This window comes from Bradyrhizobium ontarionense (assembly GCF_021088345.1).
In the GTDB taxonomy this organism is placed as follows: domain Bacteria; phylum Pseudomonadota; class Alphaproteobacteria; order Rhizobiales; family Xanthobacteraceae; genus Bradyrhizobium; species Bradyrhizobium ontarionense.
Genome location: NZ_CP088156.1, coordinates 2,847,411 through 2,870,580, shown reverse-complemented (window position 1 = coordinate 2,870,580; position 23,170 = coordinate 2,847,411). Strand labels below are relative to the sequence as shown.

Genomic DNA, 23,170 nt, shown 5'->3' with positions numbered 1-23,170 from the left:
ACTTCTCCGGACGGAGTAGGGTGGCTGGCGCGTGCACCTTCTGATGGGCCGCGCCTGCGACAATGTATCGCGGCAACAAATTGCAACGTGGTGTCGGTCTTAATGCGGTTTTGTGAAACGCGCCGCGCTGCGCAGACCAGGGGCCACGACGCGTTGCCTCAGGCTCAGAACTGGCCCAGGGCCCAGCTCAGCGCGAGCGCCTGGCCTTGCGCGATCTGGTCGCTCGACATCTTCGAGGCGACGGCATTGCGCAGACGGAGGTAGTAGCTGCGTTGCGCAGGCCCGGCGTGCCCGGCGGCGAGGTTGAGCCATTTGTAGGCGAGCACGACATCCTGCGGAACCCCGTGTCCCTTGTCATACATCAGTCCGAGCATGGCCTGGCCGAATGGATTGCCGGCCGCGGCCGCGCGGCAGTAGAGGTCGCTCGCCGCATCGTAGGCCTGAGGCGCGCCGAAGCCGTTCTCGTACATGAAGCCGAGCATCGCCTGCGCTTGCGGATTGCCGTGCAGCGCGAGCGGCGTCAGCACGCGGACAGCGCGCACGAAGTCGCCGCGCGCATAGGCGCTGCGTGCGGTGCTGATCGAATTGGCCCCGGCGGGAGACAATGCCGTGCCGAGCAGCACGCATGTACAGAGCAGGACGAAAACGCCGCGCTTCGTCAGCCGGGCGTGGCAGGGGTCAGCGGCTGGTGCGGACACGCAAATCATCCGTGATGCTGGCTCCGACCGATCCGCGGAGCTTGGAACGCAGTTCTTCGGCCACCTGATGGGCATCGCTGCCGTCGCGGATGATCTGCGGCCGGATGAAGATGATCAGCTCGGTCCGCGTTCCCTTCTTGTCCTGATGCGAGAACGTATCGCCAAGGACGGGAATCTCGTCGAAGCCGGGAATGCCGTTGCGATTGCCGGTCTGTTGTTCGCTGATCAGGCCGGCCAACAATACGGTCTGGCCGTTGGCGACGGAGATCGCGCTCTTGACCTTGCGCTGCGACACTGTCGGCGTCAGGCTCGCGGTAGATTGTGCAGCCACGTTGCTGATCTCCTGCTCGACCTCGAGCCGCACATTGCCGTTGGCGGCAATCCGCGGCACGACGCGCAGGATGATGCCGGTGTTGCGATAGTCGATGGTGTTGACGACGGTGTTGCTCGACGACAGCACGGTGGCGCTGCCGGTCGACACCGGCACGACGTCGCCGACCTGCAAGGTGGCGGTCTGGTTGTTGATCACGACCAGCGAGGGATTGGAGAGCACCTTGACGCTGGTGACGGTATGGAGCGCGTCGAGGATCATGTTGGGCGAGGTTTCGTGCCCGATCAGGAAGTTGAAGCCGGGCAGCGCGCGGTTGATCAAGGCCGTCGTCGCCGCGGATGTCGTGGCCGTGGCCACCGACGTCGCTTGCGTATTGGTGATCGAGCCCTTGTCGGTGCCGAGGCCGAGCACCTTGCTCGAAAGATAGGCTTGCACGCCGTAGGACAGTTCGTTGGTCAGCGTCACCTCGGCGATGGTCGCTTCGATGCCGACCTGCAGCACCGGCTGGTCGAGCTGCTGCAGGGTGTTGGAAATGATCCGGTAGTTCTCGCGGTCGGCATAGATGAGCAGCGAGTTGTTCACCGTGTCCGGCGTGATACGGATGTTCGGCATCAGCGCCTGGCCGCCACCACCGGTGCGCGGCTCGAGCCCCGTCGAGGTCGGTGCGCTGCTGGACGACGACAACGTGCTCGAAGCCTGCATTCCGGTCTGACCGGTTGCGCCTTGAGCCCGGCTTGAAGGATTGGCGCCGGAGCTCGACGATCCCCCCGCATTGGTGTTGAACGACAGCCGGTCGGCAACGGATGTCGTCGTGCCGTCCGATCCCGGCGCAGTCTGGCCGTCGGCGCCGTCGGTGGAGGACGAGCCGGCGCCTCCGAACATGTCCGAGAGGACCTTCGCCAGCTGGCGGGCATCACCGTAGCGGATCCGGTAGACGTGAACGCTGGTGCGTCCGGAGTCGGCCTGATCGAGACGCCGGATCCAGGTCGCCGCGGTCTGCAGCAGCGCCGGCTTGCGCGTCACGACCATGATCGCGTTGAGACGATTGACGACCTGCAGCTTCACCAGGTTCTGGCTGAGCCCGTTCTCGCCGGCATCCATGATCTTCTCGAGCTCGGCCATCAGAGGCTCCGGCGCCGAATTGCTGACTGGAAAGATGCCAACGGACTGGCCGCGCATCCAGTCGACGTCGAAGCTGAGGATGGTCTCGATCGCGGACCGTCGCTCGGCTCCGGTGCCCTGGATCAGCAACAGGTTGCGGGTGGCATCGGCACGGACGCTGCCGGCGCGGGTGGCGAAGCTGTCCATCAGCTTGAGGATCGTCTGGGCGCCGACATATTGCAGCGGCACCACCGATACACCGTAACCGGGTTCGGCGCGGGCGGCCTCGCCATCGACGCGTCCGGCGCCGATGGCGTCGCCGAGTGGCGTCAGCTTGTAGCCGCCGGCATCGCGCACCAGCACGACGCCGGACAGGCGAAGGGCGCTCTCCAGCACGAACAGGATGTCGGACTTCGGGACCGGTCGGGCCGAGACCAGGCTGACACTGCCCTGCACCCGGGGATCGATCGAGTAGCCCGCGCCGAGAATGTCACCGATCACGACCTTTGCTATCTGTGCGATCGGCGTGTTCTCGAAGTTGAGGTCGTAGCCCTTGCCATCGGCTGCCGGTTGCGGCCTGACCTCGGCAACCTCCTGAACCATGGTCCCCTGGTAGGTCCGCGCGGTTGCGCGCTCAACCTCCGGACGCCCCTGGATGGATGCGACCGGCCGATCGTCGCGCGGCAGGATATCGAGCGAGCGAACCTTGTCGATGACGTCGACGTCCGCTGGTGCGCTGGCCTGGGAGCCGAGGGTCGCCATGTTGCAGGACGCGAGCAGGATCGAGGTCGCGAGCAACAGGGCGTGACGAGCAACCGCAGCGGACTGGCTTCGATTGCCGATACCAAACATGGACTTGCCGATCTACTCGTGTTGACCGGTCGAACAGGAAGACGCCACGTTCGGACCGCGCCGCCTGCATAGCGGTCCAATATGACACTTATGTATATCCGACCGCCGCGGCTTACCTTTGCGCGGCCGGTGTGTCGGAAATGTCGGCGTCATCAGCATTCGTACAGGCGTCATGTTCGCGATCAATAACACCGGTAGCCAGCTGCGGGGTGCCGAGACGATGTGCCGGCACGGGGCATCATCCGGATCATGCCATGAGCGGTACACTGTCGACCCAATTCCATGCCTATCTTCGACAGCGTCACACACAGGCGCCGGGCGAGGGCGGGGCTGCGGGCGAGACTCAGATCATGCTCTGGGACAAGTTCGGCCTGACCGCCGAAGTCTTTGCCGAGGAGGCCGCCGGCTTCACCGGTCTTGAACGCGTATCTGTGCGCGAGCTGATGGCGGCCACGCCCGCGGTGGGGGAGTTCTCGGACCGCTTCCTGCGCGAGGTGCTCGGCTATCCCTACACGACGTCCGAGGGAGCAGCCGTCTTTGCGATGGCCGATCCGACCGATCAGGCCGTGCGCAGGGCGGCTGAACTGGTGCTCGGCCCGGGCACGATCTTCAAGGTCGCGTCCCACGAGGATGTCGCCGTCGTTCTCGACCAGCGGCTCGGTGGCGCCGACGAAGCCGAGATATCGCCGGCCCAGGAACTCCGCGACGACGACATCGAGAGTCTCCGCGATCTCGCGAGCGGCGCGCCTGTCGTCCGTGCGGTCAACGACCTCATCGAGAAGGCGGTCGAGATGCGCGCCAGCGACATCCACATCGAGCCGTTCTCGACCGGGCTCGTCGTCAGGCTGCGAGTGGACGGGCTGCTGCGTCCGATCGTGGCGCCCGCGGGCGTGCTGCCGCAGGCCGTGATCTCGCGCATCAAGATCGTCGCCGGCCTCAACATTGCCGAACGGCGCTTGCCGCAGGACGGCGCCGCGCGGATTCGCGCAGGACGGACCGAGATCGATGTCCGCGTTGCGATCATGCCGACCCAGCACGGCGAGTCCGCGGTGCTGCGCATCCTGCCGAAGGATCGCTCGCAGCTCGTCGCGAGCCGTCTCGGGCTGTCGCGGCGCGACGACGCGGCGCTCCGGCGTCTGATCACGCTGCCGCACGGCATGATCGTGATCACCGGACCGACCGGCAGCGGCAAGACCACGACGCTCGCGACGGTGCTGTCGATGCTCAACACGCCGGAGCGCAAGATCCTGACCGTCGAGGATCCTGTGGAATATGAAATCCCCGGCATCAACCAGTCGCAGATCAAGCCGGCGATCGGGTTGACCTTCGCCAGCGCGCTGCGCTCCTTCGTGCGTCAGGATCCCGACGTCATCATGGTCGGCGAGATCAGAGACAGCGAAACGGCGCATGTCGCTGTCCACGCGGCGCTGACCGGGCATCTCGTGCTGACGACGCTGCACACGGAGACCGCAGCGGCGGCCGTGCCGCGTCTGCTCGATCTTGGCGTCGAGGGTTATCTGCTGCGATCGACGCTGCGCGCCGTCATTGCCCAGCGCCTGGTGCGCCAGCTCTGTGACCACTGCAAGACGGCGACACCGCTCGACGAAGAGGCGTGTCGCCTCGATCCGCGCTTTGGTCACCTCGGCCTCGCCCCCGGCGATACGACCTGGCATCCGACGGGCTGCGAGCGATGCGGCCAGGGCGGCTATCGCGGCCGGGTCGGCGTGTTCGAGCTGCTCGAACTGACGAGCAACCTGCGCGAACTCATCGCGGACAGCGCCGACGGTCTCGCGATCGATCGGCTTGCAATCCAGGAAGGCATGACGACGATGCTCGACGACGGCATCGCCAAGTGCCGCTCCGGCGTCACCTCGGCGTCCGAGCTGCTTCGTGTCCTCGTCGCGCGCTGAGGTGGATCGTGCCGAGCTACAAGTATCGCGCGCTGACACAATCCGGCGAAATCGTCGTCGGTTCGCTCGAGGCGCCGTCGCGCGGCGAGGTCGAACGGCGCATTTCGTATCTTCAGCTACTGCCCATCGAGACCGTCGAGGAGAAAAAGGCCGGCACGGCTTCGTCGCGGGGCCTGTCGTTCGGGGGACCATCCACGGCCGAAGTGACGACCTTCACGCGCGATCTGGCCCTGCTGCTCAAGGCCGGCGCGCGGCTCGACGATGCGCTCGACCTGTTGTCGAGCGATTCCGATATCGGCCGCCTCCGTTCCGTGGTGGCCCGACTGCGGGCGGCCATCATGACCGGTGAGAGCTTCGCCGACGCCGCGGCGGCGCAGCCGCAGCTGTTCTCGCCGATGTATGTTGCACTGATGCGCGTCGGCGAGGCATCGGGGACGCTCGATCACGTGCTGACGGCGTTGGCCGGTGAACGCGAGCGCTCGGAGGCGACGCGCCGCAAATTGACCGATGCGATGCAGTACCCCGCCTTCGTGTTCCTCGCGGCGATCGGCGTGATGCTGTTCTTTCTCGTGGCCGTGCTGCCGAATTTTTCTGCCGTGCTGAGGGATTTCGGCGGTCGCGCCGATACCGCGCTCGGCTTCTTCATGACCCTGTCCGACGTCATGCGCGCCAATGCGGCGGCGATCACGGTCGGCTGCGCGGCGCTGCTCGCAGCAGGCTGGTGGCTGTTCCGTCAACCCGCGGTTCGCGCCGCTCTGACCAGCGTCGTGGCGCTGCTACCCGGGATCGGCAGCATCCTGATGTTCTATCGGACCAGCCTGTTCTGCCGGAATCTCGGCCTGCTGCTCGGCTGCGGCGTCAATCTGAGCGCCGCCTTGCGCATCCTCGTCGACGTGATGGCGGTGACATCGTCGCGCGTCCCATGGTCGGCGGCCGCGGATCGTGTGCGTCACGGCGGCAAGCTGTCCCAGGCGCTGTCGGCCGACAACATGTTGCCGCCGATGGCCCTGCGCATGCTGCGGCTGGGCGAGGAGACCGGGCAATTGCCGACGCTCTCGACCCGGATCGCCGAGTTCTATGAAGCCAAGCTGCAGCGCGGACTCGACCGTGTCGTCGGCATCGTCGGTCCGGCGGCCATTCTGCTCATCAGCGTCGTGGTCGGTGGTCTGATCGTCTCGATCATGACGGCACTGCTGTCCGTGACGCAACTCGTCGGCTGACCGGACATCAAGGAGAACACTATGAGCCTGGACATGCAGACCAAACCGGCAGCACTGAATCGGCGTGCCGGCGCGCAGCAGCGGCGCGACAACGAGCGCGGCTTCACGCTCGTCGAGATGCTGGTCGTGATCACGATCATCGGGCTGATCATGGGACTGATCGGTCCCCGCGTTCTGAACTATCTCAGCGAATCCAAGACCAAGGCCGCGCGGATCCAGCTGCAGAGCTTCTCGGGGGCGCTCGATCTCTTCTATCTCGACGTCGGCCGCTACCCCTCGACCTCGGAAGGCCTTGCGGCGCTGGCGCAACGGCCGGCCGGTCTGAACGTCTGGAACGGACCCTATCTCAAAGGCGGCGCCGTGCCGAAGGATCCATGGAATACGGCCTATGTCTATCGCGCCCCGGGCGAACGCGGCCCGTACGACATCCTGTCCTACGGGGCCGATGGCCAGGAAGGCGGCAGTGGCACGGCGGCCGACATCATGCTCGGAACGCAGACGAGCGCTGCGCAATGAGTGGAAACGGCCAGCGTGGATTTACCCTGCTGGAGATGGTCTGCGTGCTCGCGATCGTCGCGCTGCTGGCGTCCGTCGCGCTGCCGGACCTGCCCCGGCAGACGTCGCGGCCGCGGCTGCAGGCCTATGCGTTGCAGGCCGTGACACTCCTGAAGTCCGATCGCGCCTCATCGATGCGCAACGGGTCGCGCGTGGATACGCAGATCGATACGACGCGGCGTGTGATCGGCTCCGGCAGCGGCGCGGCCGTGCTGAAGCTGCCCGACGATGTCGCCTTTCAGGCGACGCTGCCGCGCAGCTGCCAGCACCGTCCGGTGCTGGCCACGATCAGTTTCTTCCCCGACGGCCTGTCCTGCGGCGGCGCGATCACATTGTCTCGCGCCGATCTGAGCCTGGAGATCAGGGTCAACTGGCTGACGGGGAGGATCGACATTGTCTCGCGCTCGCTCGCCAATGGCTGACCGGGGGACGGCTGATCGGAGCCAGGCCGGCTTCACGCTGATCGAGGTGCTCGTCGCGCTGGCCGTCGTGAGCGTGTCGATCGTCGCGATCGGTGCCGTGGTGTCGCGCAATGCAAACGGCGTCCGCAAGCTCGAACAGCATGTCACCCTCATCACGGACATGAGGCTCGCGCTTGCAACCGCGCTGGCGGATCGCAGCCGGCTGCAGCCCGGCATCATCGATCAGCGCTCGGGCTCGGGTTCGGTGGTGCTGCGGATCAACCCGCTCGGCGGCGATTGGGAGCGTCCGGTCGGGCAGCAGGGATGGGTTCCGGAGGCCGTCACCCTGCACGTGAGAACCGGCTCCGGCGCTGTGGCCGACGTGCAGACGGTCCGGCTTGCACGGATGGCCCCCTGATGAGTATCGGATCCGATCGTTCGCGCGAGGCGGGCTTCACGCTGATCGAGGCGCTCGGCGCGCTCGCCATTGCCGGCATCGTCTTGTCGGCGCTGCTGGCGGTCACGTCGCAATGGCTGCCGGCCTGGAAGCGCGGACTGGATCGCGTGCAACGCGCCGAGATGGTGGCGGCGGCGCTGCGCCGGGTTGGAGATGATTTCGCCGCGGCCCAGTTCATACCGGCCAATCGCGAGCAGAAGGGGCCGCTGTTCGTGGGCCAGGAATTCTCGGCGATGTTCGTCCGTACCGAGATCGGTCCCAACGCCGGACACGGTCTCGACGTGGTGCGCATCGGAGAGGGAGGGGCGAGGAGCGAGCGCGCCGTGCTGCGATCGCGCGCTACGTTCGAGCCGGTCCCCGTCGGCCAGCCCTCGGCCGAGCATTTCCGCTTCGCAGATCCCGTGGTGCTGCTGTCTGCACCGTTCCGGATGTCGTTCGCCTATGCCGATCGTTCAATGGCGTGGACGACGGAGTGGCGCGATGCCAACAAGCTGCCAGTCGCGGTGCGCGTGACCGTTCATGATGAGAGCCGTGGCGGCGCCCCCGTTCTCGTCAGTGCGGTCCGCATTCAAGTCGATACGCCGGGCGGCGCCGCCGTCGATGGAGGCGGGGGCGGCAATGCGAACCCGCCGGCCGCGGCGGAGCCGCCGAAGCCCAACAAAATCGAGCCGATCGACTGATGCCGGTGCGTTCTTTCAGCAAGAGATCTGCTCCTGGGAGCAGCGCACGGGATGGCTTCATCCTCATCGCTGCCTTGTGGATGCTTGCGGCGCTCGCCGCTCTCGTGGTGGTCGTTTCGCAGCAATTGGGAAGCTCGGCGCGATTGCTGCGGCTCGAAGACGAGGCGGTCGAGGCCGATGCGTTGATTTCGGCGGGAATCGAATTGTCGTCCTATCGCCTGTTGCTGATGAAGGAGGAGGAGCGGCCGAGGCAGGGCGGCTTCCGCCTCACACTCGGGGGAAACGACATAGCGGTCTCGTTCGTGAACGAAGCCGCGCGGATCGATCTCAATACCGCCTCGAAAGAGATGCTCGAGAATCTCTTCGTCGCGGCGGGGACCGAGAGGGACGCCGCGAAGGACTATGCCGAGCGGGTGGTCGCGTGGCGCTCCAAGGCGTCCGACGCCGCGAAGGCGCAGGCGGAAGAAGCGCGCTATGCCGCGGCCGGTCTCAAGCGGGTTCCGCGCCTGGCTCCGTTCGCGCATGTCGGCGAACTCGCGCTCGTCCTCGGCATTCCCGCGTCGCTGATCGAGCGGGTCCTTCCATCGGTCACCGTCTTCAACGGCTCTCCCGGGATCGATCCGACGATCGCCGCGCCTGAGGTCGTTGCGGCGTTGCCGGGTATGACGCCGCTGATCCTGAAGGATTTCCTGAACGCGCGGGCGTCGTTGTCACAGGATGCGGATACGCTTGCCAAGACGCTCGGGCCCGCTGCGAAGGACGCCGCCAAGGGCAAGAGCAAGGCCTATCGGCTCCACGTCGTCGTCGGTCCGGCGGGCGGGCTGCGTCATGCGGCGAGCGCGGTGATCATCCCGGGCGAAGGCGAGGAGCCGTATCGACTGCTCGCGCGGCAGGACGAAGGACCGCAACCGAGGAGCGCGCTCCAGGCGCGGCGGATGCCATGAAGCTGACCGAAACGCTCGAACGAGGATTGACGGTGTGGACGGCTGCCGTCGGCACCGCGGTCGAAGCGGTCGCCGATCGGCAGCTCAGCCGGCCGCAAGTCCGGGTCAAATACGATCGGCCGGACAGTGTGGTCTTGACGGTGCAGGCGCCGGCGAAGGGCAAACCGGCGCTGCCGCAAACCATCATGAATTTTGCCGAAGGAAGCCCGCGCGGCGGGCTTTCGCCGGAGTGGCTGCGGCTTCTTCGCGGCTGCTCGCTGGAGGTCCAACTGGCGGCCGAGAACGTGTTGGTCCGCCCTCTCGACTTTCCGAAGCAGGCCGAGCCGTTCCTGGACGGCATGATCCGGACACAGATCGGCCGGTTGACGCCGTGGAACCTCGATCAGGCGCTCTATGGCTTCAACGTCCCGCGCGCCGCAGGCAATGACCGGATCGCGCTGACGCTGGCGGCAACGCCGCGCGCCTTGGTCCAACCGCTGCTGGCCTTCGCCGATGAGGTTGGCGCGGCGAAAATCGTGGTGTTCGCCGGCGATGGCTTACCCGATACGGCGCCGATCCAGATCTTCAAGGCGTCGCTCCGCTCGGCACTCGCCGGCGGTCGCGATCTCGGACGCGTGCTCAAATTCGCCTGGCTGTCGGTGGCAGCGGCAACCGCCGTGCTCCTGATGGCCACGATGTTGATGGGCGGGTATCTCGGCGGCGAACTGGAGGACGCGCAGGCGCAGGTGACGCGGCTGCGCACGGCCTTGCGGCCCGCGATCGGGGCCACCGCCGCGGACGGGCTTCTCGCCAAGCGCAAGCAGACCAGCCCGGCGAGCGTGATCGTCCTCGATACGCTGTCGCAGATCCTGCCGGATGGCACCTACGTGATCGAACTGCACGTCGAGAATGATCGTCTGCAGATTTCCGGCGTGACGCAGGACGCGCCCGCACTGATCCGACTGATCGAGCAGTCGCCGCAATTCAGCCGCGCGACGTTCTACGCGCCGACGACTCGAACCGCCGGAGAAGCGGGAGAACGTTTCCATATCGAGGCGCGCATCAACGCCTATTTCGGAGACCGGGCATGAACTGGTCGACATCGCTGCGCCGGATCTTCGTGAGCTCGCCGGCATCGGCTGCGGCGCTCTACGCCATCACCATCATCGCGCTGATCTGGCTTGGCAGCGCGGCAGTGCTCGACCTCTTCGCCAAGCGTGAACAGCTCAACGATGCCAACGCGCAATTGGCGGAGTTCGCGGGGCGCAAACAGCAGGGCGGCGCATTGGCCGGCAGTGGCCCGACGGGGCCGGGAGGATCGGTGTTCGTCGAAGGACGTACGGTGACCATCGCCGGCGCGGCTTTGGTGCAGCGCCTTACGGAGGCGGTTGCCAAGGTCGGCGGCAACGTGCTGTCGACCCAGGTCGATCTCCCGCCAGCGCGCGCGAATGCAAGCGTCATCAGCGTTGTCGCGAGCTGCGAGCTCGATCAGCCGGCGCTGCAACAGCTGCTCTATGACATCGAAGCCGGACTGCCGTTCCTGTTCGTAGATCAGCTGCATGTCCAGGAGCCGCTGGCCGCCGCAGCGAGTGGAGCGGGGCGGCTGAGGGTGCTGGTGACCGTCTCGGGTCAATGGCAAGGGAAAGTATGATGCGGTCGCTCGTCAGCTCACTCATCGTTGCCGCGGCTGTTGCGTGCGTGGCCTGCGACCCGCTCGGCCGGGCGTGGGGGGCGGAAGCGGAAGGTCTTGAGCCAGCCGCGCCGCTGCAAGCCGCGCCCGGAGGCCGGGATGCCGAGCCACCGGCGGTTGGTGTGGCGCCTGTGACGGTGTCGACTGTGCCGGAAGCGACGGCGAAGAGCGCCAATCCGTTGTGGGACGTTCCGATCGCCGCGCTCGCGGCGACGCGCGACCGTCCGCTGTTCTCGGTGTCGCGCAGACCGCCGCCGGTGGCGGCCCCCGTCACGGTAATGCGCGCGCCGCCGCCTCCGCCGAGAGAACCGGAGCGGCCCAACCTGCAACTGGTCGGCACGGTGATCGGGGAGGAGGAAAGCTTTGGTATCTTCGTCGATCCATCGTCGCAGACGTCACTGCGATTGCGCGTCGGTGCCTCGCATGACGGGTGGCTGCTTCATGCCCTGAAGCCCCGCGAGGCCATGTTGCAGAAGGAGCGCGAGACGGTGAGCTTGCCGATGCCGCAGATCGGACAGACGCCCGACGGCGAGGTCGCGTCGGGGCCGACGGTGGCGCCAGCCCCGCCTGGACGAGAGCGTGTTGCGCGGCGTTCGCGCTGAGGATCGCCTCGCTTGGTCTGAGCTAGAAAAGCGCGAGATCGCCCGCGTTCTGGACCAGGAGCGCGCCGGCAAGGCCGATGACGAGGAACGGACCGAACGGCAGAGCCGTCTGGCCGGTCATGCGCCGCCCGGTCAAAGAGAGCACGAGAACCGCCGCGAGCGCCGTGGTCGTGGCGATGAGCAGCAGGATCGGAAGCCCCGACAGACCAGCCCAGAGGGTCGCTGCCATCAGAAACTTGACGTCGCCGAGGCCCAATCCCTGCCTGCCGCGCGTGATCGCGTAGAGATGGCGCAGCACCAGCAGCGTGATACCGACAGCAACGGCCGCTCCGCCATCCCATAGCGCTTGCGGGAGATCAGCGAGCGCCGTCGTTCGGAGGAAGCCGCTCGCAGCAACCAGCGCATTCATCCAGTCCGGAAGGATGCCGTCGCGTAGATCCGTCCAGATCAGGCCGGCGCCGGCCAGGAGCAGCACGAGGATGCAGATGATGTTGATGGCGTTCGTCACGCAGCCCGGGGATTCGCGATTTTCGATCGTCGCAGCATAGGCATGCTCAGGATGCGAGCGATAGTCCCGCCATCATCAGGCCGACGGCAGCCACCCAGCCACCGACGGCGCGGACGGCGATGCCGCGCCAGTTCGAGGCCGGTTCGGTGTCCGGACGTCTGAAGGTCAGCGCGAGTGCCATCACGAGGGTGATGACGACGTAGCCTGCACAGGCAAGCCCCGCCGCATAGAGAAGGCGATCGGTCTGCGGCAGCAGTTCGCCGGCGTTGGCCGCGCCGCGCATCACGCCGAGGGCAAATGCCATCGCGCAAAGCAGCGCCAAGGGAATGCGCAAGGATGCCGCCAACAGCAGTCCGAGAATGAGGATTGTCGCGGCATCCATGATCGGTGGCATGGGAGCGACACCCGCGCTCACCGCGAGCGCGAGTCCCGCGCACAGGCCGAGCGGAAACACCACGACGAGCCATCGTCCGCTTGCAGCCCCCATCGTGCCGGCCAGGAGGCCGAGCGCGGCCCAGACGACGACGTCCTGCAGCGTCAGCAGGGGATGCAGCGCGCCGGCGTAGAAGTCGCCAAGCCGGGCCGATACGATGTGAGCGTCGGCGATCTGGACCTGCGTCAGCAGCAGCGTTGCTGCGAGCAGCAGCGTTCTCACGCGGCAAATCATGCGATGGCTCCGAGGCTCGCGGCCAGGAAGTAGCCGCCGAGCGCGGCGATGGCCGCGCCGACGCCCTGGATGACCCGTTCTCCGCCCGGCCAGCGCGCCAGCGCTCCGATCATGATGCCGCAGGCGTGGAGAAGGCCGGTCGCGACCACGAAGCCGCAGCCATAGGCCAGCGGATTCGCCGCGGAGGGAAGCTCGACGCCGTGCGCGTGGCCGTGGAAGATCGCGAACACCGCGACGATCGCTGCCGCGGCCGCGAACGGGACGCGAATGCGCAGGGCGACGGCCAGTCCGAGCACCAGCGCCGAGAGCGCGATCACCAGCTCGGGGAGAGGGAGCCCAATCTTGAGGATCCCGGCAACTGCGCCCAGCGCCATCACGAGCGGAAAGACGATCGGCAGCACCCAGATCGCGACGCCTCCCAGTTGCGCGCCCCAGATGCCGACCGCGACCATCGCGACGAGATGATCGATCCCGGTCAATGGATGCAGCAGGCCGCTGGCAAGCCCGCCGCCGACGCCGGTCTGCTCATGGGCCAGAGCCGCGCTCGCCGTCAGAACCGACAGCAACGCGATCGTCGATGCGGATTGCAGGACCTTGCGCATGGTCATGATTGCCCCATCCATCGTCATGCGGCCGCCAGAACCCGCACGAGGCGGCCCAAGAACCAGAACATCGACACGGAGCCGATCGCGTAGGCGGGAAGCTCGGCACTCCAGCGCGGCAGTCCCGCGCCAAGCCGCCGATGAGCCCAGATCAGTGCGAGGACGAGCAGAACGAACAGGAGCTGTCCGATTTCGACACCGACGTTGAAGAAGAGAAGCGCAGCCGGCAGGATCCGCCGCTCCAGTCCAAGGCCTGCGAGCGCGCTCGCGAAGCCGATGCCATGCACGAGACCAAAGCTGAAGGCGACAGCCCATGGGTATCGTGCGGTCAACCCGATCTCACCGCGCTGCTGCTTGACGATCTCGACGCCCACGAACACGATGCTGAGCGCGATACAGGCGTTGAGCGGACGCTCGGAAACACCGATCAGTCCGAACGCCGTTGCGGCCAGCGAGGCGCTGTGCCCGACCGTAAAGGCCGTGATGGTCTTGATCAGGCGCCAGCCGCCCTGCACGATCCAGATCAGGCCGAGCACGAACAGCAGGTGATCGGCGCCCAGCAGGATGTGGTCGATGCCGAAATTGATGTAGGTCCTGGCGAGCTCCAGCCAGGTGTCGAGCGTCGGCGCGTCCGTGCCGAGCAAGGTGACCACCGGATTGGCCGTCGAGATCGTGTAGCTGCGCGGCTCGCCGCGAAGCGGAATCACCTTGATCAGCGCCGCCGACATGTCGGCGCCGAGATTGCCGATCGTGATCTGGCCGACCAGTCCCTTGTCGCCGCAATTGAGCTCCGGCAGGCGAAGCAGACAATGCGGCGGGACCCTGAGATCGACGCGGCTCGCTCCGACCGTCGGCTCCATGGTCCACCGCCCGATGAACGCACCGGGCCGCATCTCGCGGAACTCCAGCACGCCGAGCGTGGCTTCATGGGCGAGCAACGGCGTCCAGAAGGCGAGAGCCGCGGCGGCAAGCAGCACGAGCCGCGCGATGCGATGCAGGATCACGGTTCGTACCGGATGGTATAGTTGGCCTTGAGACGGGTCACGGCATCCCAGGCCTGCCTGCGCGTCTCATCGGTGTGCCAGATCTTGGCGGCCTCGTCGCGCACGTCCTCGAGCTTCGCGGGCGTGCCCGGCTCGCGCGCATCCAGGCGCACCACGTGCCAGCCGTCGTTCGATTGCAGGAGACTCCAATCGCCCGTCGGCATCTTGAGCAGCCCGTCGCGAAAACCCTCACCGTATCCGCCGGCGAGACTCGCGACGGGACGTCCGAGGATGACGCGCGTCTGGTCGCGCAGCTCCTCGGATTCGCGCTGGCCGCGAATGTCCTCGAGTTGCTGCCGGGCCGTCGCCTCGTCGGTCGCCGGCGTCATGAAGAAGCTGACGCGTTCGGGCGCATCGAACCGGGCGTGATTGTCGGCGAACCAGGCGCGAAGCTGCGCTTCGGTCGGCTCGGGCACGCGCACCTGGTCGAAGATCAGGAGCTGCAGCTTGAACGCGACGCGATCGCGGATCATCTCGTCGCCGCGATCGACGCCAAGCGCCTTGCCTTCGCGATACAGGATCTCGCTCGCCACCCAGGCATCGATCATCTTCTGCAGATCGGCGCTGCTCGGCGTCCGCTGCTTGTCCTCGTCGAAATTGTCGATGAAGGACTGGCGCAGCGCCTTGGAGACGGTGATGACCTTTTCGTTGCTGGCCGGCGGATGAAGCACGGAGTCGGCTGCGAAGATCAGCCCGCCCAGAACGAGGAAATGCAGCAGAGGCTCCCTGACGAGCTTGCGCAGGGCCGTGACACGGGCTCGCGACGGCGCGACCTCCTGGGCACTCGCATCGCTGTTGCCGCCCCGTTCAGCGGGGCGTGCGGCGGCATCATCCAAATCCAAGGTCTGCGCCGCATTCGACATGGCAGAAGCTGACATTCTCTCTTTGCAATTCACAAGGCGCTTCGGGCGCGGCGCGTATATGCAACGGCGTCGTTGTCGTTGTCACCGGGCAATCGGCCGTGTCACAAAAATTTCGCAACGGATCCGCTCGCGAATTCGATGGGGGCGGCGGACACAGAAAATAAATCCTTCAACAAACTGTCTCCGAGTTTTGGTTTGTTCGCGCGGCGAAGCAAAGTGGCGCATCAGGCATGCGTGGTTGATTTCGTCTTAGAACTCATTGAATTCTCAGGGGCGACGATATGGTTTCATCTGCCAAGAAAATCCTGCTGACAGCGGCGTCGGTTTCGCTGGCTCTGTCGCAGAGCGCCGACGCTGGTGAGCGTTGGGGCGAGACGAGCAAGAACAATCCCTATGTCGCCGGCGACATGCACAACCACAACACCTGCACCGACGGTTCGGTGGCGGCCGGCTATTCGATCGACCGCGCGGTCGGCAAGGGCACTGCGGCTGCAGGCGGCAACAATTTCGACCTCGACTGGTTCACGCTCGGCAACCACGGCGGTTCGGGCAATCGCGATTGCCGCTTCAGCGACGCCAGCGCCAACATTCCGGGCGACAACACCACGACGACCTGGAGCCAGACGCTCGGCAAGACGATCGACGGCATCACGATCACCAGCCTGAAGGGCACGCCGAACGGCACCGGCACCGGTGCCACGATGTGGCGCTGGCAGTCGATCAAGGAGGTCGAATACCCGATCATCGTCGACCGGACCTCGACCTACGACAAGGTGCTGGTCGAAGGTCTGGAATGGATCCTGCCCGGCCACGAACATGGCGACGTCGCCGTGATCGCCGGCCAGAACCCGCGCGGCTACGGCAACGCCGACAAGATGGCGGAATTCGAGTATCGCTTCGACCGCGCCGACACTGATGCGATCGGTCCGGTCGACGCCAAGAACAACCCGGTCTGGTCCGGCAAGGACAACGTCAACAACTCCGGCACCGCGGGCCATCAGAAGGCCGTCGCCGGCATTGCCTGGCTGCAGGCGAATCATCCGCTGCAGTCCTACGCGATCCCGACCCACACCGAGCGCCAGGGGCCGTTCAATCCCAGCGGCACGGCCGGCTACAACATCGAGCATTTCCGCGACTTCAACAATGCCGGTCCGACCGTTGCGTTCGGCATCGAATCTCCCGGCCACATGGCTCAGGGTGGTCTGACCGGCGGTTCGGGGTCTTACGGCTCCGGCGCCGTCGGCGGCGGCACCTATGGCATGGCCGGCGTCTACACCGCCAAGGTCGGCGGCCTGTGGGACGGTCTGCTCGGCGAAGGCCGCAACAGCTTCATCTATGTGAGCTCGGATTGGCACAATCGCGGTGCCTTCGGCGCCCGCGACGCCTCGACGACCTCGGACTTCATGCCGGGCGAATACACCAAGCTGTACGTGCCGAACGAGAACAGGTTCAACCACCAGTCCATCATCGACGGCATGCGGTCGGGCAACTCCTATTCGGTCAACGCCGACATCATCGGCTCCGACATGGTGTACCGCGCCAAGGGCGAGTGGGATTACGACTGGAAGACGATGGGCGAAACGCTGGTCGTGCGTCCGGGCGAGAAGGTCACGCTCGAGATGGAGATGACCGTCCCGGCCTCGAACAACAGCCCCTACAGCTTCAACAATCCGCTGCTGCTGCAGGTTGGCGTCAAGCAGCCGCTGAACAAGCCGTCTCTCGACCACGTCGACCTGATCACCAGTGACATCACCGGTCCGATCGCGCCGGGGGCTGCAGGCTATGCGGTGGCCAATGCCGCGGGTGTAGCGGGTGCTGCCATCGTGTACAATCCATCGGCCAAGATCGCCAAGCAGATCCCTGCGACCAAGATGAGGAGCTTCAGGCTGAGGGACGGCTCCACCCGGTTGAGCTTCACGACGACGTTCGTTGCCGGGAAGACGCCGTTCTACATCCGGGCTCGCGGCACCAACATTCCGCCGGGAACACCGAACGTGTCTGATAGCGCCGGCAACCCGCTGCTCGACGTCAACAACGCGAACGTCGCCTGCACCGATGCGGCGTGTCCGACCCACCTGGCCGCGGTGAACGGCGTCAAGCGCGTGACCTACGACGTCCAGGCCTATTCGAACGTCTGGTTCTACGCCAACCCGATCTTCATCCGTCCGCAGGGCACGTCCGAGCTGCTGGTCGAGAAGAACGCGGAGCTGGCGCGCAAGCTGGCTCACGAGCATCACCACTGGCACGACTGGGATCATTGGGGCCATTGGGGTCACTGGGGTCGCTGGGCTTTCAACCGCGACTGATTGATTCTCTCGGTCCGGCGGGGCGGAGCAGCACCGCCGGACCCATCATCATCAGCGTCGGTTTGCGAACCGGCGCTTCTTGCTTTCGGACACATCCTGCCTCGGGCCCATCCATCCCATGTTTCGCCTGTTGACGCTGATCTTCGCCTGCCTCACGCTCGCGGCCGACTTGGCGTCGGCACACGAACAGGAGCCGACCCGCGAAACCTGCGATGCAGCGGTTGCGGAGGCGCGCGCGCAAGCGGCGACCCTGCCGGCCGACGACGTGTCGCGCTACTTCGCCGAGCGCGACATCCAGCAGGCGCTGGTCGAGGCCGGCAATGGCGAGTTCGACGATTGTCTCGAGAAGGTCGAGAGTGCGAAGCTCGAATTGCGCGAGCGCCACCACAGCCTGAAGCCGGGCGAGCGGCTCGACATCCTCGGGGCGCACGAAGTGCCGTCACGCTGACGGTTGGACTCGCAGCGCCTGCGGCGTGCCCCGTCATTCGTCTGTCATGCAACTGCGCACAGTGTGGCCGCGATTGCGATGAGTGCAGGGCGTTGAGACATGGACCAGATCGAACCGCTTTTTCCGATTCCTCTGTTGCGTTCTCCGGGCCTGTTGAGTCCCGAGCTGAAGGACGCGGCGGTGGCCGCGATCCGCAGTTCGAAGATCGAAAGCAACCTGCGGTCCGGACAGCTGTTCCACACCGCGGTCGCCGATCCCAGCAGCAACAACCTGTTCCAGGCCATTGCCGAGCTGGCGGTGCCCAAGCTGGTCGATTTCGGCGAGCTGCTGTTCGGCGAGAAGCTGCGCTGGACCGTGAAGGAGATGTGGACCAACATGCTGGAGACTGGCGGCAACCAGACCCTGCATGCCCATGCCAACAGCTTCGTCTCCGGCATCTTCTATCTGACGCCCTCGCATCCCGGCAGCCGCACCGTGTTCGTGCGTCCGCCCGGCGGTTCTGATTTCTCGTTCCGCCATCACACGCGAGAGGCAGCCATGGGCCCCTACAATGCGGGCAAGTATGTCCTGCCCCAGGCCGAGCCGGGGGACCTCGTGCTGTTTCCGAGCTATCTCTATCATGAGGTGCCGCGCAACCAGGGCGACCAGCGCATCACCATCGCCTTCAACGCGATCCCGGACCATCTCGACTGCTGGGGCTACCGCGTCAATTTCTCCTCCTGACCCGGCTCACTGACCGAATTCGCGCGACAGCAGATCACGTGCCTCGCCCCGGGACGGCGCGGCGTCGTCGATGGCGCGAAGCAGGCCTTCGGCGGCCCGGCGGTCCGACGCCAGCAGCGATCGCGCCATGCTCATGAGGGGGACGTAGGCCGGCTCGAACTCGGCGCTGAGGCGGACCGAGTCCAGCAGGCCAGGTGCTGCGGCCGCGATGAGCGCCGACCCGCGTGGGTCGCCGGTCAGTGCCGCGCCGGCTTGAAGGAAGCGGTTGCGCGCCTGCCAGTACGCGCCGAGACGCTCGTCCCACGCCGCGCGCTGCGATGGATCGATCAGTTCGGTCGCATCGGTCTTTGCCTGCCCGATGACGGTCAAGAGCAGCTCCCACGGCGGCGCCGAGAGCGCGCGGACATTGCGTCTGGCGTCGAAGGTGACGAACGGAAAATCGTCGCTGTTGCGCGGTCCCGGACCGGCGAAGCGCGCAAGCGATTTTGCGCCGGCCACATACTGGCCGAGTAGGTCGATCGGCTGGTCCAGGGCGAGAGGGTGAAGGATCGGACGAAGCCGCGGCTCCGACAACCGGGGGCCGAGCCGTTCGGGATCGACATGATGCGAGGCGCGTGATCCGATCAGGGCGAGCATCGGCGTGCGCACGCTGTAATGGTTCAGCCAGGCGGAGCCGTCGGGAAAGATCGCGAGGAAGCTTCTGACAATGGCGCGCAGCGATGGCGCGTCGAGCTGATAGAGCGGCAACCATTGGCAGAACACGCCGTCCGCAGCGAGCCGCTGCCTGACCGCATCGAAATGCTCGGTGGTGTAGAGTGCGCCGCTGCCGTCCAGCGCCGGATGAAACAGGTCGGCGACGATGACGTCGTAGCGTCCGTCATCCGCGACGATGAAGCGCCTCGCGTCGGCAATGGAGATCGGTGGCATCTCGTGTTGTGCCGCCGGGGTGTCGAACCAGGGCAGCAGCGCCACGACCTCGGACGACAGTTCGACCGCCCGCACCGTCAGATCCGGCATCTGCGCGCCGCCAAGCACGGTCGCCCCGGTCCCCACACCCAGGAAGAGGGCGCTGCGCGGCGCCGGATGCAGCAACAGCGGCAGCATGGCCTGGCGAAAATCGGACCGCACCGAGCTGGTGCCGCCCATGCGAAAGTGACCATTCACTTCGAGGTAGCGGGCGCCGGACGCATCGTCGACCACGCTCGCGGTGGCCATCGGCCCCTCGCGCAGCGCCAGCAGCTTGCCGCCGGGCGGCACCTTCACCGGCGTGGGGGCGGAAATCCACAGCAGCACGAGGCCCAGCAGGGCCGGCACGGCCGCTCGGACCAGCACCGCACGACGCGGCTGCAGCAGCAGGAGATATCCGAGCGCGACGACGACCAGGGCCTTCCAGGTGCCAAGCGTCGGAATCAGAAGATGCGCCGCGACCAACGGCGCGACGGCCGCGCCGAGGCTGTTGATGCCGACGGCCCAGCCGACCGAGCCACTGATGTCGCGGACGTCCTGCATCAGTTGGCCGAACAGCGCACCCATCGCCACAGAGGGCAGCAGAAAGAGCAGCAGCGCGAGCCCGAGCTCGCCAGCGACGCCGAGGCTCGCGGCGTGATCCGCCAGACCGGTGAGGAAGGGGGCCAACAGGGCGGTGCCCAGACACGCGAGTGCGGCGCTGCTGATCAGCGCCGTCCTGCCGAACATCGCCGTCCGCCCGATGCGTTGCCAGACGATGCCACCGGCCGCGGTCCCCAGCAGATAGGCCGCCAGAAGACAGGCGAAGCTGTAGACGGTGTCCTGCATCATCTGCGCCGCGAGGCGCACCACCAGCACCTCGAATGCAATGCCAAGCAGACCGGTGACGAACAGGGTCGCAGTCAGGCGGATGTCAGGGACCCCACGCACGCGCTTGTGGGTCTCGTGCAGTTTGACGTGTACCGGCCGGCCGAGGCGAAGTGCGATGAGCGCGCATGTCCCATTGACGGCGGCGAGGCACAGCAGCGTCGTCGCGAAGCCGAGCGTCGGGATCAGCACGAAGGTCGACAGCAGCGCGCCGGCGACGGCGCCGGCGGTGTTGGCGCCATAGACGCCGGCGCTGACCGGTCCGTCGCCCTGCACCGCGGCCATCATCCGCTCCAGTGCGGTCAGCGTGCCGCCCATCGCGACCGTGGCCGGCAACAGCACCAGCGTGGGAAGCAGGAAGCTCGCGCTCCACAGCAGGACCGGCGAGGGCGCCGTCCCCAGCAGCGGCGCCAGCGCGCGTGCGCTCGCCGGCAGCAGCCAGATCGCACAGAGCCCCCAGAGTCCGATGACTGCTTCGAGAACCGCGTAGATCTGGTGCGGCTTGGCGGCGTGGCGAATGCGGGCGTCCAGCATGAACGCCCCGAGCGCCAACCCAGCGAAGAAGCCGGCGATGGCGCCGACCACGGCCATCATCTCCGTCCCCAGCGCGAGAGCGAGCTGGCGCGTCCAGACGATCTCGTAGCCGAGCCCGGCGAGGCCGGAGGCGGCGATGAGCGCCTTCATGGCCCAGAGCCGTGCAGCCCGCCCTTCTTTGACCGAGGCCGGCCAGGTCGCATGCGTGGTTCCGACCAGATCAGTGTCGGGCAGGGCGGTATGGTGTGTCTCGGTCAAGGCCCAGTTACCCGGATCTCGGGGATCCATCATCGAAAGCGGCTTGCTTTGTGTCGTGCGGTCGTCACCTTTCTGTTTGCGTTTCGTGACGGCGGTTTGACAGCCGCCCCGATGCGCGATGGAGAGCTCCGATATCGAGATGGCCCGGGCGACAAGCGGGCGCCGGGCCATCGGTAGGGGCGTTACCGGATCAGGGCGTCAGCGACCACAACTGCGAGCCTGCGGCCGAGCCCGTCGAGGTCAGCAACTGGTTGCCGACCGAGGTGCCGTTCTGGCTCACGACCTCGACGGCATAGCTGCGCAGCGCGATCGTGCCGGCGGTCGCATCGTAGCGGAAGCGCTGGTTGTTGTTGCCGGTGCAGGTCCAGATGATCAGCTGCGCGCCGTCGCCGTAAGTGCCGTTGTTGTCGAGGCAGTAGTGCGGGTCCTGCATGCTGCGGATCATGCCGCTCGCGTCGTCATAGCTCCAGGTCTGGTTGGCGCTGCCGTTGCAGTACCACTGGATCACGGCCGTGCCGTCGGCCATGGTGCCGCCATTGACGTCCATGCACAAAGCAGAGGTGCGGTTGACGATGCGGACCGGCTGCCGCGCGGGTGCAGCCGTGGTGGAGACCGGCGCGTAGACGACGCCGAGCTTGTCCATCTCGTCACCGGACCGGCCATGGAAGCCCGCGATCTGCCAGCCGCTCGGGGCGGCATAGCTGGTGCAGCTCGATGTCGTCGCGCCCCCCGACAGGGTGCGGCCCGCGCTGGTGCTGAACGCGATCGAGAAGATGCGCGTATGACCCTGATATTCGGCGCTGCACAGACTGACTGAGGTGAGATATTCGCCGCCGCCGAGCGGCAGGCTCTGCGCCGTGCCGCCGCTGCCGCCATGGCTGAACACGTAGCCATTGGACAGCGTGAGCTCGACCTGGTCGACCCGGTTCCCGGTGCGGATCGTCAGCTTGCTGACCACCGGATTGGCGGGCAGCGCGGACACGTCGTTGTAGCTCGTGCCGTGCGGGCCGCCGAACTGATCGCTCATTCTGCGATTGGCCGCAGTGGAGAAACTCCAGTCGACCTCGATCGGATGATGATCGGAGAGCTGCGCGCCGGTCGGGTCGAGCGCATCCTGACGGTCGACATAGGATGTCGCCTGCAGGTTGAGAAAGCCGTTGTTGCGCCACAGCACCTTGTCGACGATCTCGCAATCCGGCCGCGCCGTCTGCACGCTGCCGCAGACGAGAGCATCGCCGATCGGAGGCACGGCGCCGCCGCGAACGGCTTCGATCCAGGCGTCGCTGAAGCCGTGGTGCAGGAATTCCCACATGTTCTGGCCGGCCCGGGTGTAGCGCGTGTTGGTGTCGCCCATGACCATGACCGCATTGCCGGCCGAGTTCGCCTCGATGTAGCTCAGGATCTGCGCGACGTCGGATTCGCTGTCGGCGAGGTCGGTCGACGACGTGCCGGATTGCGCGTGAAGATTGTAGAAGTCGAGGTAGACGCCTTCGGCCAGCCGGGTGCGGACCAGCGAAAAGCCCTTCGGCGTCAGCGCATCGGAATCGGCGCGTTGCGTCCAGGTGACGCGATCGAGATCGTCGAACCAATAGGTGCTCAGCGTGTTGAGGCCGTCGCCGATGCCCGCGGTGCCCGACGTCGGCGTCCGGTAGGGGTGGTTGTCGCAGGTGTCGTAGAGCGCGGCGTGCCAGAGAAAATCCTCCTGCACGTTGGCGATGCCGAATTGGCGCAGATAGCAGCTGATGACACGCGAATGCGCGTTGCTTCCGCCATTATAGGCCGTCGGCGTCTCCGCGACGTTGTAGCTCAGCGTATTGAACGTTCCGTTGGCTGCATGCAGCGGGCTGGCGAGCAGCCCGGCGCATCCAAGCGCGATTGCGCCCGCCAGAGAGCGAAGTGTCATTGGTCGATCCCCCTCGATCATGTTGGAAAGAGGCGGCGCGATAGCATCGGCTGGTTGTCGTC

The 23,170-nt window shown here is 66.4% G+C and carries 22 protein-coding genes; 13 read left to right on the top strand and 9 right to left on the bottom strand.

What is annotated here, in order from left to right; all coding sequences use genetic code 11:
• Positions 1-164: 164 nt before the first annotated feature.
• Complete coding sequence (locus tag LQG66_RS12930) at positions 165-707, bottom strand: tetratricopeptide repeat protein (protein ID WP_231326600.1); 543 nt, start codon at positions 705-707, stop codon at positions 165-167.
• Positions 679-2,982 carry a type II secretion system secretin GspD gene (gene gspD / locus LQG66_RS12925; RefSeq protein WP_231326599.1) on the bottom strand — a complete coding sequence of 768 codons (2,304 nt, stop codon included), beginning with the start codon at positions 2,980-2,982 and terminating at the stop codon, positions 679-681. Before gspD ends, LQG66_RS12930 begins: the two co-directional genes overlap by 29 nt.
• Positions 2,983-3,236: 254 nt before the next feature.
• On the opposite strand from gspD, the gene LQG66_RS12920 reads away from it, so the two are divergent.
• Genes LQG66_RS12920 through LQG66_RS12875 form a run of 10 tightly spaced genes read left to right on the top strand, consistent with a single transcriptional unit; the run spans position 3,237 to position 11,420 of the window.
• The gene (locus LQG66_RS12920; protein WP_231326598.1) at positions 3,237-4,892 is read left to right on the top strand and encodes a GspE/PulE family protein; all 1,656 of its coding nucleotides are present in this window, start codon (positions 3,237-3,239) and stop codon (positions 4,890-4,892) included.
• 8 nt (positions 4,893-4,900) lie between these two features.
• A complete protein-coding gene (locus tag LQG66_RS12915; RefSeq protein WP_231326597.1) occupies positions 4,901-6,112 on the top strand; it encodes a type II secretion system F family protein in 1,212 nt (403 codons plus the stop codon).
• Positions 6,113-6,133: 21 nt separating this feature from the next.
• Positions 6,134-6,628 (top strand): type II secretion system major pseudopilin GspG, encoded by a 495-nt coding sequence (gspG, locus tag LQG66_RS12910; RefSeq protein WP_231326596.1) that lies wholly within the window; start codon positions 6,134-6,136, stop codon positions 6,626-6,628.
• Entirely contained in the window at positions 6,625-7,089 is a 465-nt protein-coding gene (locus LQG66_RS12905; RefSeq protein WP_231326595.1) for a prepilin-type N-terminal cleavage/methylation domain-containing protein, read from the top strand. Before gspG ends, LQG66_RS12905 begins: the two co-directional genes overlap by 4 nt.
• A complete protein-coding gene (locus LQG66_RS12900; RefSeq protein ID WP_231326594.1) occupies positions 7,082-7,486 on the top strand; it encodes a prepilin-type N-terminal cleavage/methylation domain-containing protein in 405 nt (134 codons plus the stop codon). Before LQG66_RS12905 ends, LQG66_RS12900 begins: the two co-directional genes overlap by 8 nt.
• The gene (locus LQG66_RS12895) at positions 7,486-8,205 is read left to right on the top strand and encodes a PulJ/GspJ family protein (RefSeq protein ID WP_231326593.1); all 720 of its coding nucleotides are present in this window, start codon (positions 7,486-7,488) and stop codon (positions 8,203-8,205) included. The genes LQG66_RS12900 and LQG66_RS12895 overlap by 1 nt, the downstream gene beginning before the upstream one ends.
• A complete protein-coding gene (locus LQG66_RS12890; protein ID WP_231326592.1) occupies positions 8,205-9,149 on the top strand; it encodes a type II secretion system minor pseudopilin in 945 nt (314 codons plus the stop codon). Before LQG66_RS12895 ends, LQG66_RS12890 begins: the two co-directional genes overlap by 1 nt.
• Positions 9,146-10,219, top strand: coding sequence for a PilN domain-containing protein (locus LQG66_RS12885; protein ID WP_231326591.1), 1,074 nt, complete (start codon positions 9,146-9,148; stop codon positions 10,217-10,219). The genes LQG66_RS12890 and LQG66_RS12885 overlap by 4 nt, the downstream gene beginning before the upstream one ends.
• Positions 10,216-10,779, top strand: coding sequence for a type II secretion system protein GspM (gene gspM / locus LQG66_RS12880; RefSeq protein WP_231326590.1), 564 nt, complete (start codon positions 10,216-10,218; stop codon positions 10,777-10,779). Before LQG66_RS12885 ends, gspM begins: the two co-directional genes overlap by 4 nt.
• Positions 10,779-11,420, top strand: a complete 642-nt coding sequence (locus LQG66_RS12875) for a general secretion pathway protein GspN (RefSeq protein WP_231326589.1) — start codon at positions 10,779-10,781, stop codon at positions 11,418-11,420. Before gspM ends, LQG66_RS12875 begins: the two co-directional genes overlap by 1 nt.
• 22 nt (positions 11,421-11,442) lie before the next feature.
• Here the strand turns inward: LQG66_RS12875 and LQG66_RS12870 are convergent, their stop codons facing one another.
• From LQG66_RS12870 to LQG66_RS12850, 5 genes are read right to left on the bottom strand one after another with little or no spacing between them, the layout of a single operon-like run.
• On the bottom strand, positions 11,443-11,928 hold the full coding sequence (locus LQG66_RS12870) for a prepilin peptidase (RefSeq protein ID WP_231326588.1): 486 nt from the start codon (positions 11,926-11,928) through the stop codon (positions 11,443-11,445).
• Between the two features lie 46 nt (positions 11,929-11,974).
• Positions 11,975-12,595 carry a HupE/UreJ family protein gene (locus LQG66_RS12865; protein WP_231326587.1) on the bottom strand — a complete coding sequence of 207 codons (621 nt, stop codon included), beginning with the start codon at positions 12,593-12,595 and terminating at the stop codon, positions 11,975-11,977.
• The gene (locus tag LQG66_RS12860; protein ID WP_231326586.1) at positions 12,592-13,203 is read right to left on the bottom strand and encodes a HupE/UreJ family protein; all 612 of its coding nucleotides are present in this window, start codon (positions 13,201-13,203) and stop codon (positions 12,592-12,594) included. Before LQG66_RS12860 ends, LQG66_RS12865 begins: the two co-directional genes overlap by 4 nt.
• 17 nt (positions 13,204-13,220) lie before the next feature.
• Positions 13,221-14,201, bottom strand: a complete 981-nt coding sequence (locus LQG66_RS12855) for a HupE/UreJ family protein (protein ID WP_231326585.1) — start codon at positions 14,199-14,201, stop codon at positions 13,221-13,223.
• Positions 14,198-15,103: a peptidyl-prolyl cis-trans isomerase gene (locus LQG66_RS12850; RefSeq protein WP_425601337.1), complete on the bottom strand. Its 906-nt coding sequence runs from the start codon at positions 15,101-15,103 to the stop codon at positions 14,198-14,200. Before LQG66_RS12850 ends, LQG66_RS12855 begins: the two co-directional genes overlap by 4 nt.
• Positions 15,104-15,384: 281 nt before the next feature.
• On the opposite strand from LQG66_RS12850, the gene LQG66_RS12845 reads away from it, so the two are divergent.
• From LQG66_RS12845 to LQG66_RS12835, 3 genes are all read left to right on the top strand, one after another.
• Positions 15,385-17,409, top strand: a complete 2,025-nt coding sequence (locus LQG66_RS12845) for a hypothetical protein (RefSeq protein ID WP_231326583.1) — start codon at positions 15,385-15,387, stop codon at positions 17,407-17,409.
• A gap of 118 nt (positions 17,410-17,527) precedes the next feature.
• Positions 17,528-17,857 (top strand): hypothetical protein, encoded by a 330-nt coding sequence (locus LQG66_RS12840; protein ID WP_231326582.1) that lies wholly within the window; start codon positions 17,528-17,530, stop codon positions 17,855-17,857.
• A 99-nt stretch (positions 17,858-17,956) separates the two neighbouring features.
• The gene (locus tag LQG66_RS12835) at positions 17,957-18,580 is read left to right on the top strand and encodes a 2OG-Fe(II) oxygenase family protein (RefSeq protein WP_231326581.1); all 624 of its coding nucleotides are present in this window, start codon (positions 17,957-17,959) and stop codon (positions 18,578-18,580) included.
• A gap of 6 nt (positions 18,581-18,586) precedes the next feature.
• Here the strand turns inward: LQG66_RS12835 and LQG66_RS12830 are convergent, their stop codons facing one another.
• A complete protein-coding gene (locus LQG66_RS12830; protein ID WP_231327770.1) occupies positions 18,587-21,097 on the bottom strand; it encodes a spermidine synthase in 2,511 nt (836 codons plus the stop codon).
• 298 nt (positions 21,098-21,395) lie between these two features.
• The gene (locus LQG66_RS12825) at positions 21,396-23,108 is read right to left on the bottom strand and encodes a jacalin-like lectin (RefSeq protein ID WP_231326580.1); all 1,713 of its coding nucleotides are present in this window, start codon (positions 23,106-23,108) and stop codon (positions 21,396-21,398) included.
• Positions 23,109-23,170: the final 62 nt, after the last annotated feature.

What these genes read in the sequence shown, in the direction of transcription:
- LQG66_RS12930 (WP_231326600.1), bottom strand. Translation starts at nt 707, where the DNA reads ATGATTTGCGTGTCCGCACCAGCCGCTGACCCCTGCCACGCCCGGCTG.
- gspD (WP_231326599.1), bottom strand. Translation starts at nt 2,982, where the DNA reads ATGTTTGGTATCGGCAATCGAAGCCAGTCCGCTGCGGTTGCTCGTCAC.
- LQG66_RS12920 (WP_231326598.1), top strand. Translation starts at nt 3,237, where the DNA reads ATGAGCGGTACACTGTCGACCCAATTCCATGCCTATCTTCGACAGCGT.
- gspG (WP_231326596.1), top strand. Translation starts at nt 6,134, where the DNA reads ATGAGCCTGGACATGCAGACCAAACCGGCAGCACTGAATCGGCGTGCC.
- LQG66_RS12905 (WP_231326595.1), top strand. Translation starts at nt 6,625, where the DNA reads ATGAGTGGAAACGGCCAGCGTGGATTTACCCTGCTGGAGATGGTCTGC.
- LQG66_RS12900 (WP_231326594.1), top strand. Translation starts at nt 7,082, where the DNA reads ATGGCTGACCGGGGGACGGCTGATCGGAGCCAGGCCGGCTTCACGCTG.
- LQG66_RS12895 (WP_231326593.1), top strand. Translation starts at nt 7,486, where the DNA reads ATGAGTATCGGATCCGATCGTTCGCGCGAGGCGGGCTTCACGCTGATC.
- LQG66_RS12890 (WP_231326592.1), top strand. Translation starts at nt 8,205, where the DNA reads ATGCCGGTGCGTTCTTTCAGCAAGAGATCTGCTCCTGGGAGCAGCGCA.
- LQG66_RS12885 (WP_231326591.1), top strand. Translation starts at nt 9,146, where the DNA reads ATGAAGCTGACCGAAACGCTCGAACGAGGATTGACGGTGTGGACGGCT.
- gspM (WP_231326590.1), top strand. Translation starts at nt 10,216, where the DNA reads ATGAACTGGTCGACATCGCTGCGCCGGATCTTCGTGAGCTCGCCGGCA.
- LQG66_RS12875 (WP_231326589.1), top strand. Translation starts at nt 10,779, where the DNA reads ATGCGGTCGCTCGTCAGCTCACTCATCGTTGCCGCGGCTGTTGCGTGC.
- LQG66_RS12865 (WP_231326587.1), bottom strand. Translation starts at nt 12,595, where the DNA reads ATGATTTGCCGCGTGAGAACGCTGCTGCTCGCAGCAACGCTGCTGCTG.
- LQG66_RS12860 (WP_231326586.1), bottom strand. Translation starts at nt 13,203, where the DNA reads ATGACCATGCGCAAGGTCCTGCAATCCGCATCGACGATCGCGTTGCTG.
- LQG66_RS12850 (WP_425601337.1), bottom strand. Translation starts at nt 15,103, where the DNA reads ATGTCGAATGCGGCGCAGACCTTGGATTTGGATGATGCCGCCGCACGC.
- LQG66_RS12845 (WP_231326583.1), top strand. Translation starts at nt 15,385, where the DNA reads ATGGTTTCATCTGCCAAGAAAATCCTGCTGACAGCGGCGTCGGTTTCG.
- LQG66_RS12840 (WP_231326582.1), top strand. Translation starts at nt 17,528, where the DNA reads ATGTTTCGCCTGTTGACGCTGATCTTCGCCTGCCTCACGCTCGCGGCC.
- LQG66_RS12835 (WP_231326581.1), top strand. Translation starts at nt 17,957, where the DNA reads ATGGACCAGATCGAACCGCTTTTTCCGATTCCTCTGTTGCGTTCTCCG.
- LQG66_RS12830 (WP_231327770.1), bottom strand. Translation starts at nt 21,097, where the DNA reads ATGAAGGCGCTCATCGCCGCCTCCGGCCTCGCCGGGCTCGGCTACGAG.
- LQG66_RS12825 (WP_231326580.1), bottom strand. Translation starts at nt 23,108, where the DNA reads ATGACACTTCGCTCTCTGGCGGGCGCAATCGCGCTTGGATGCGCCGGG.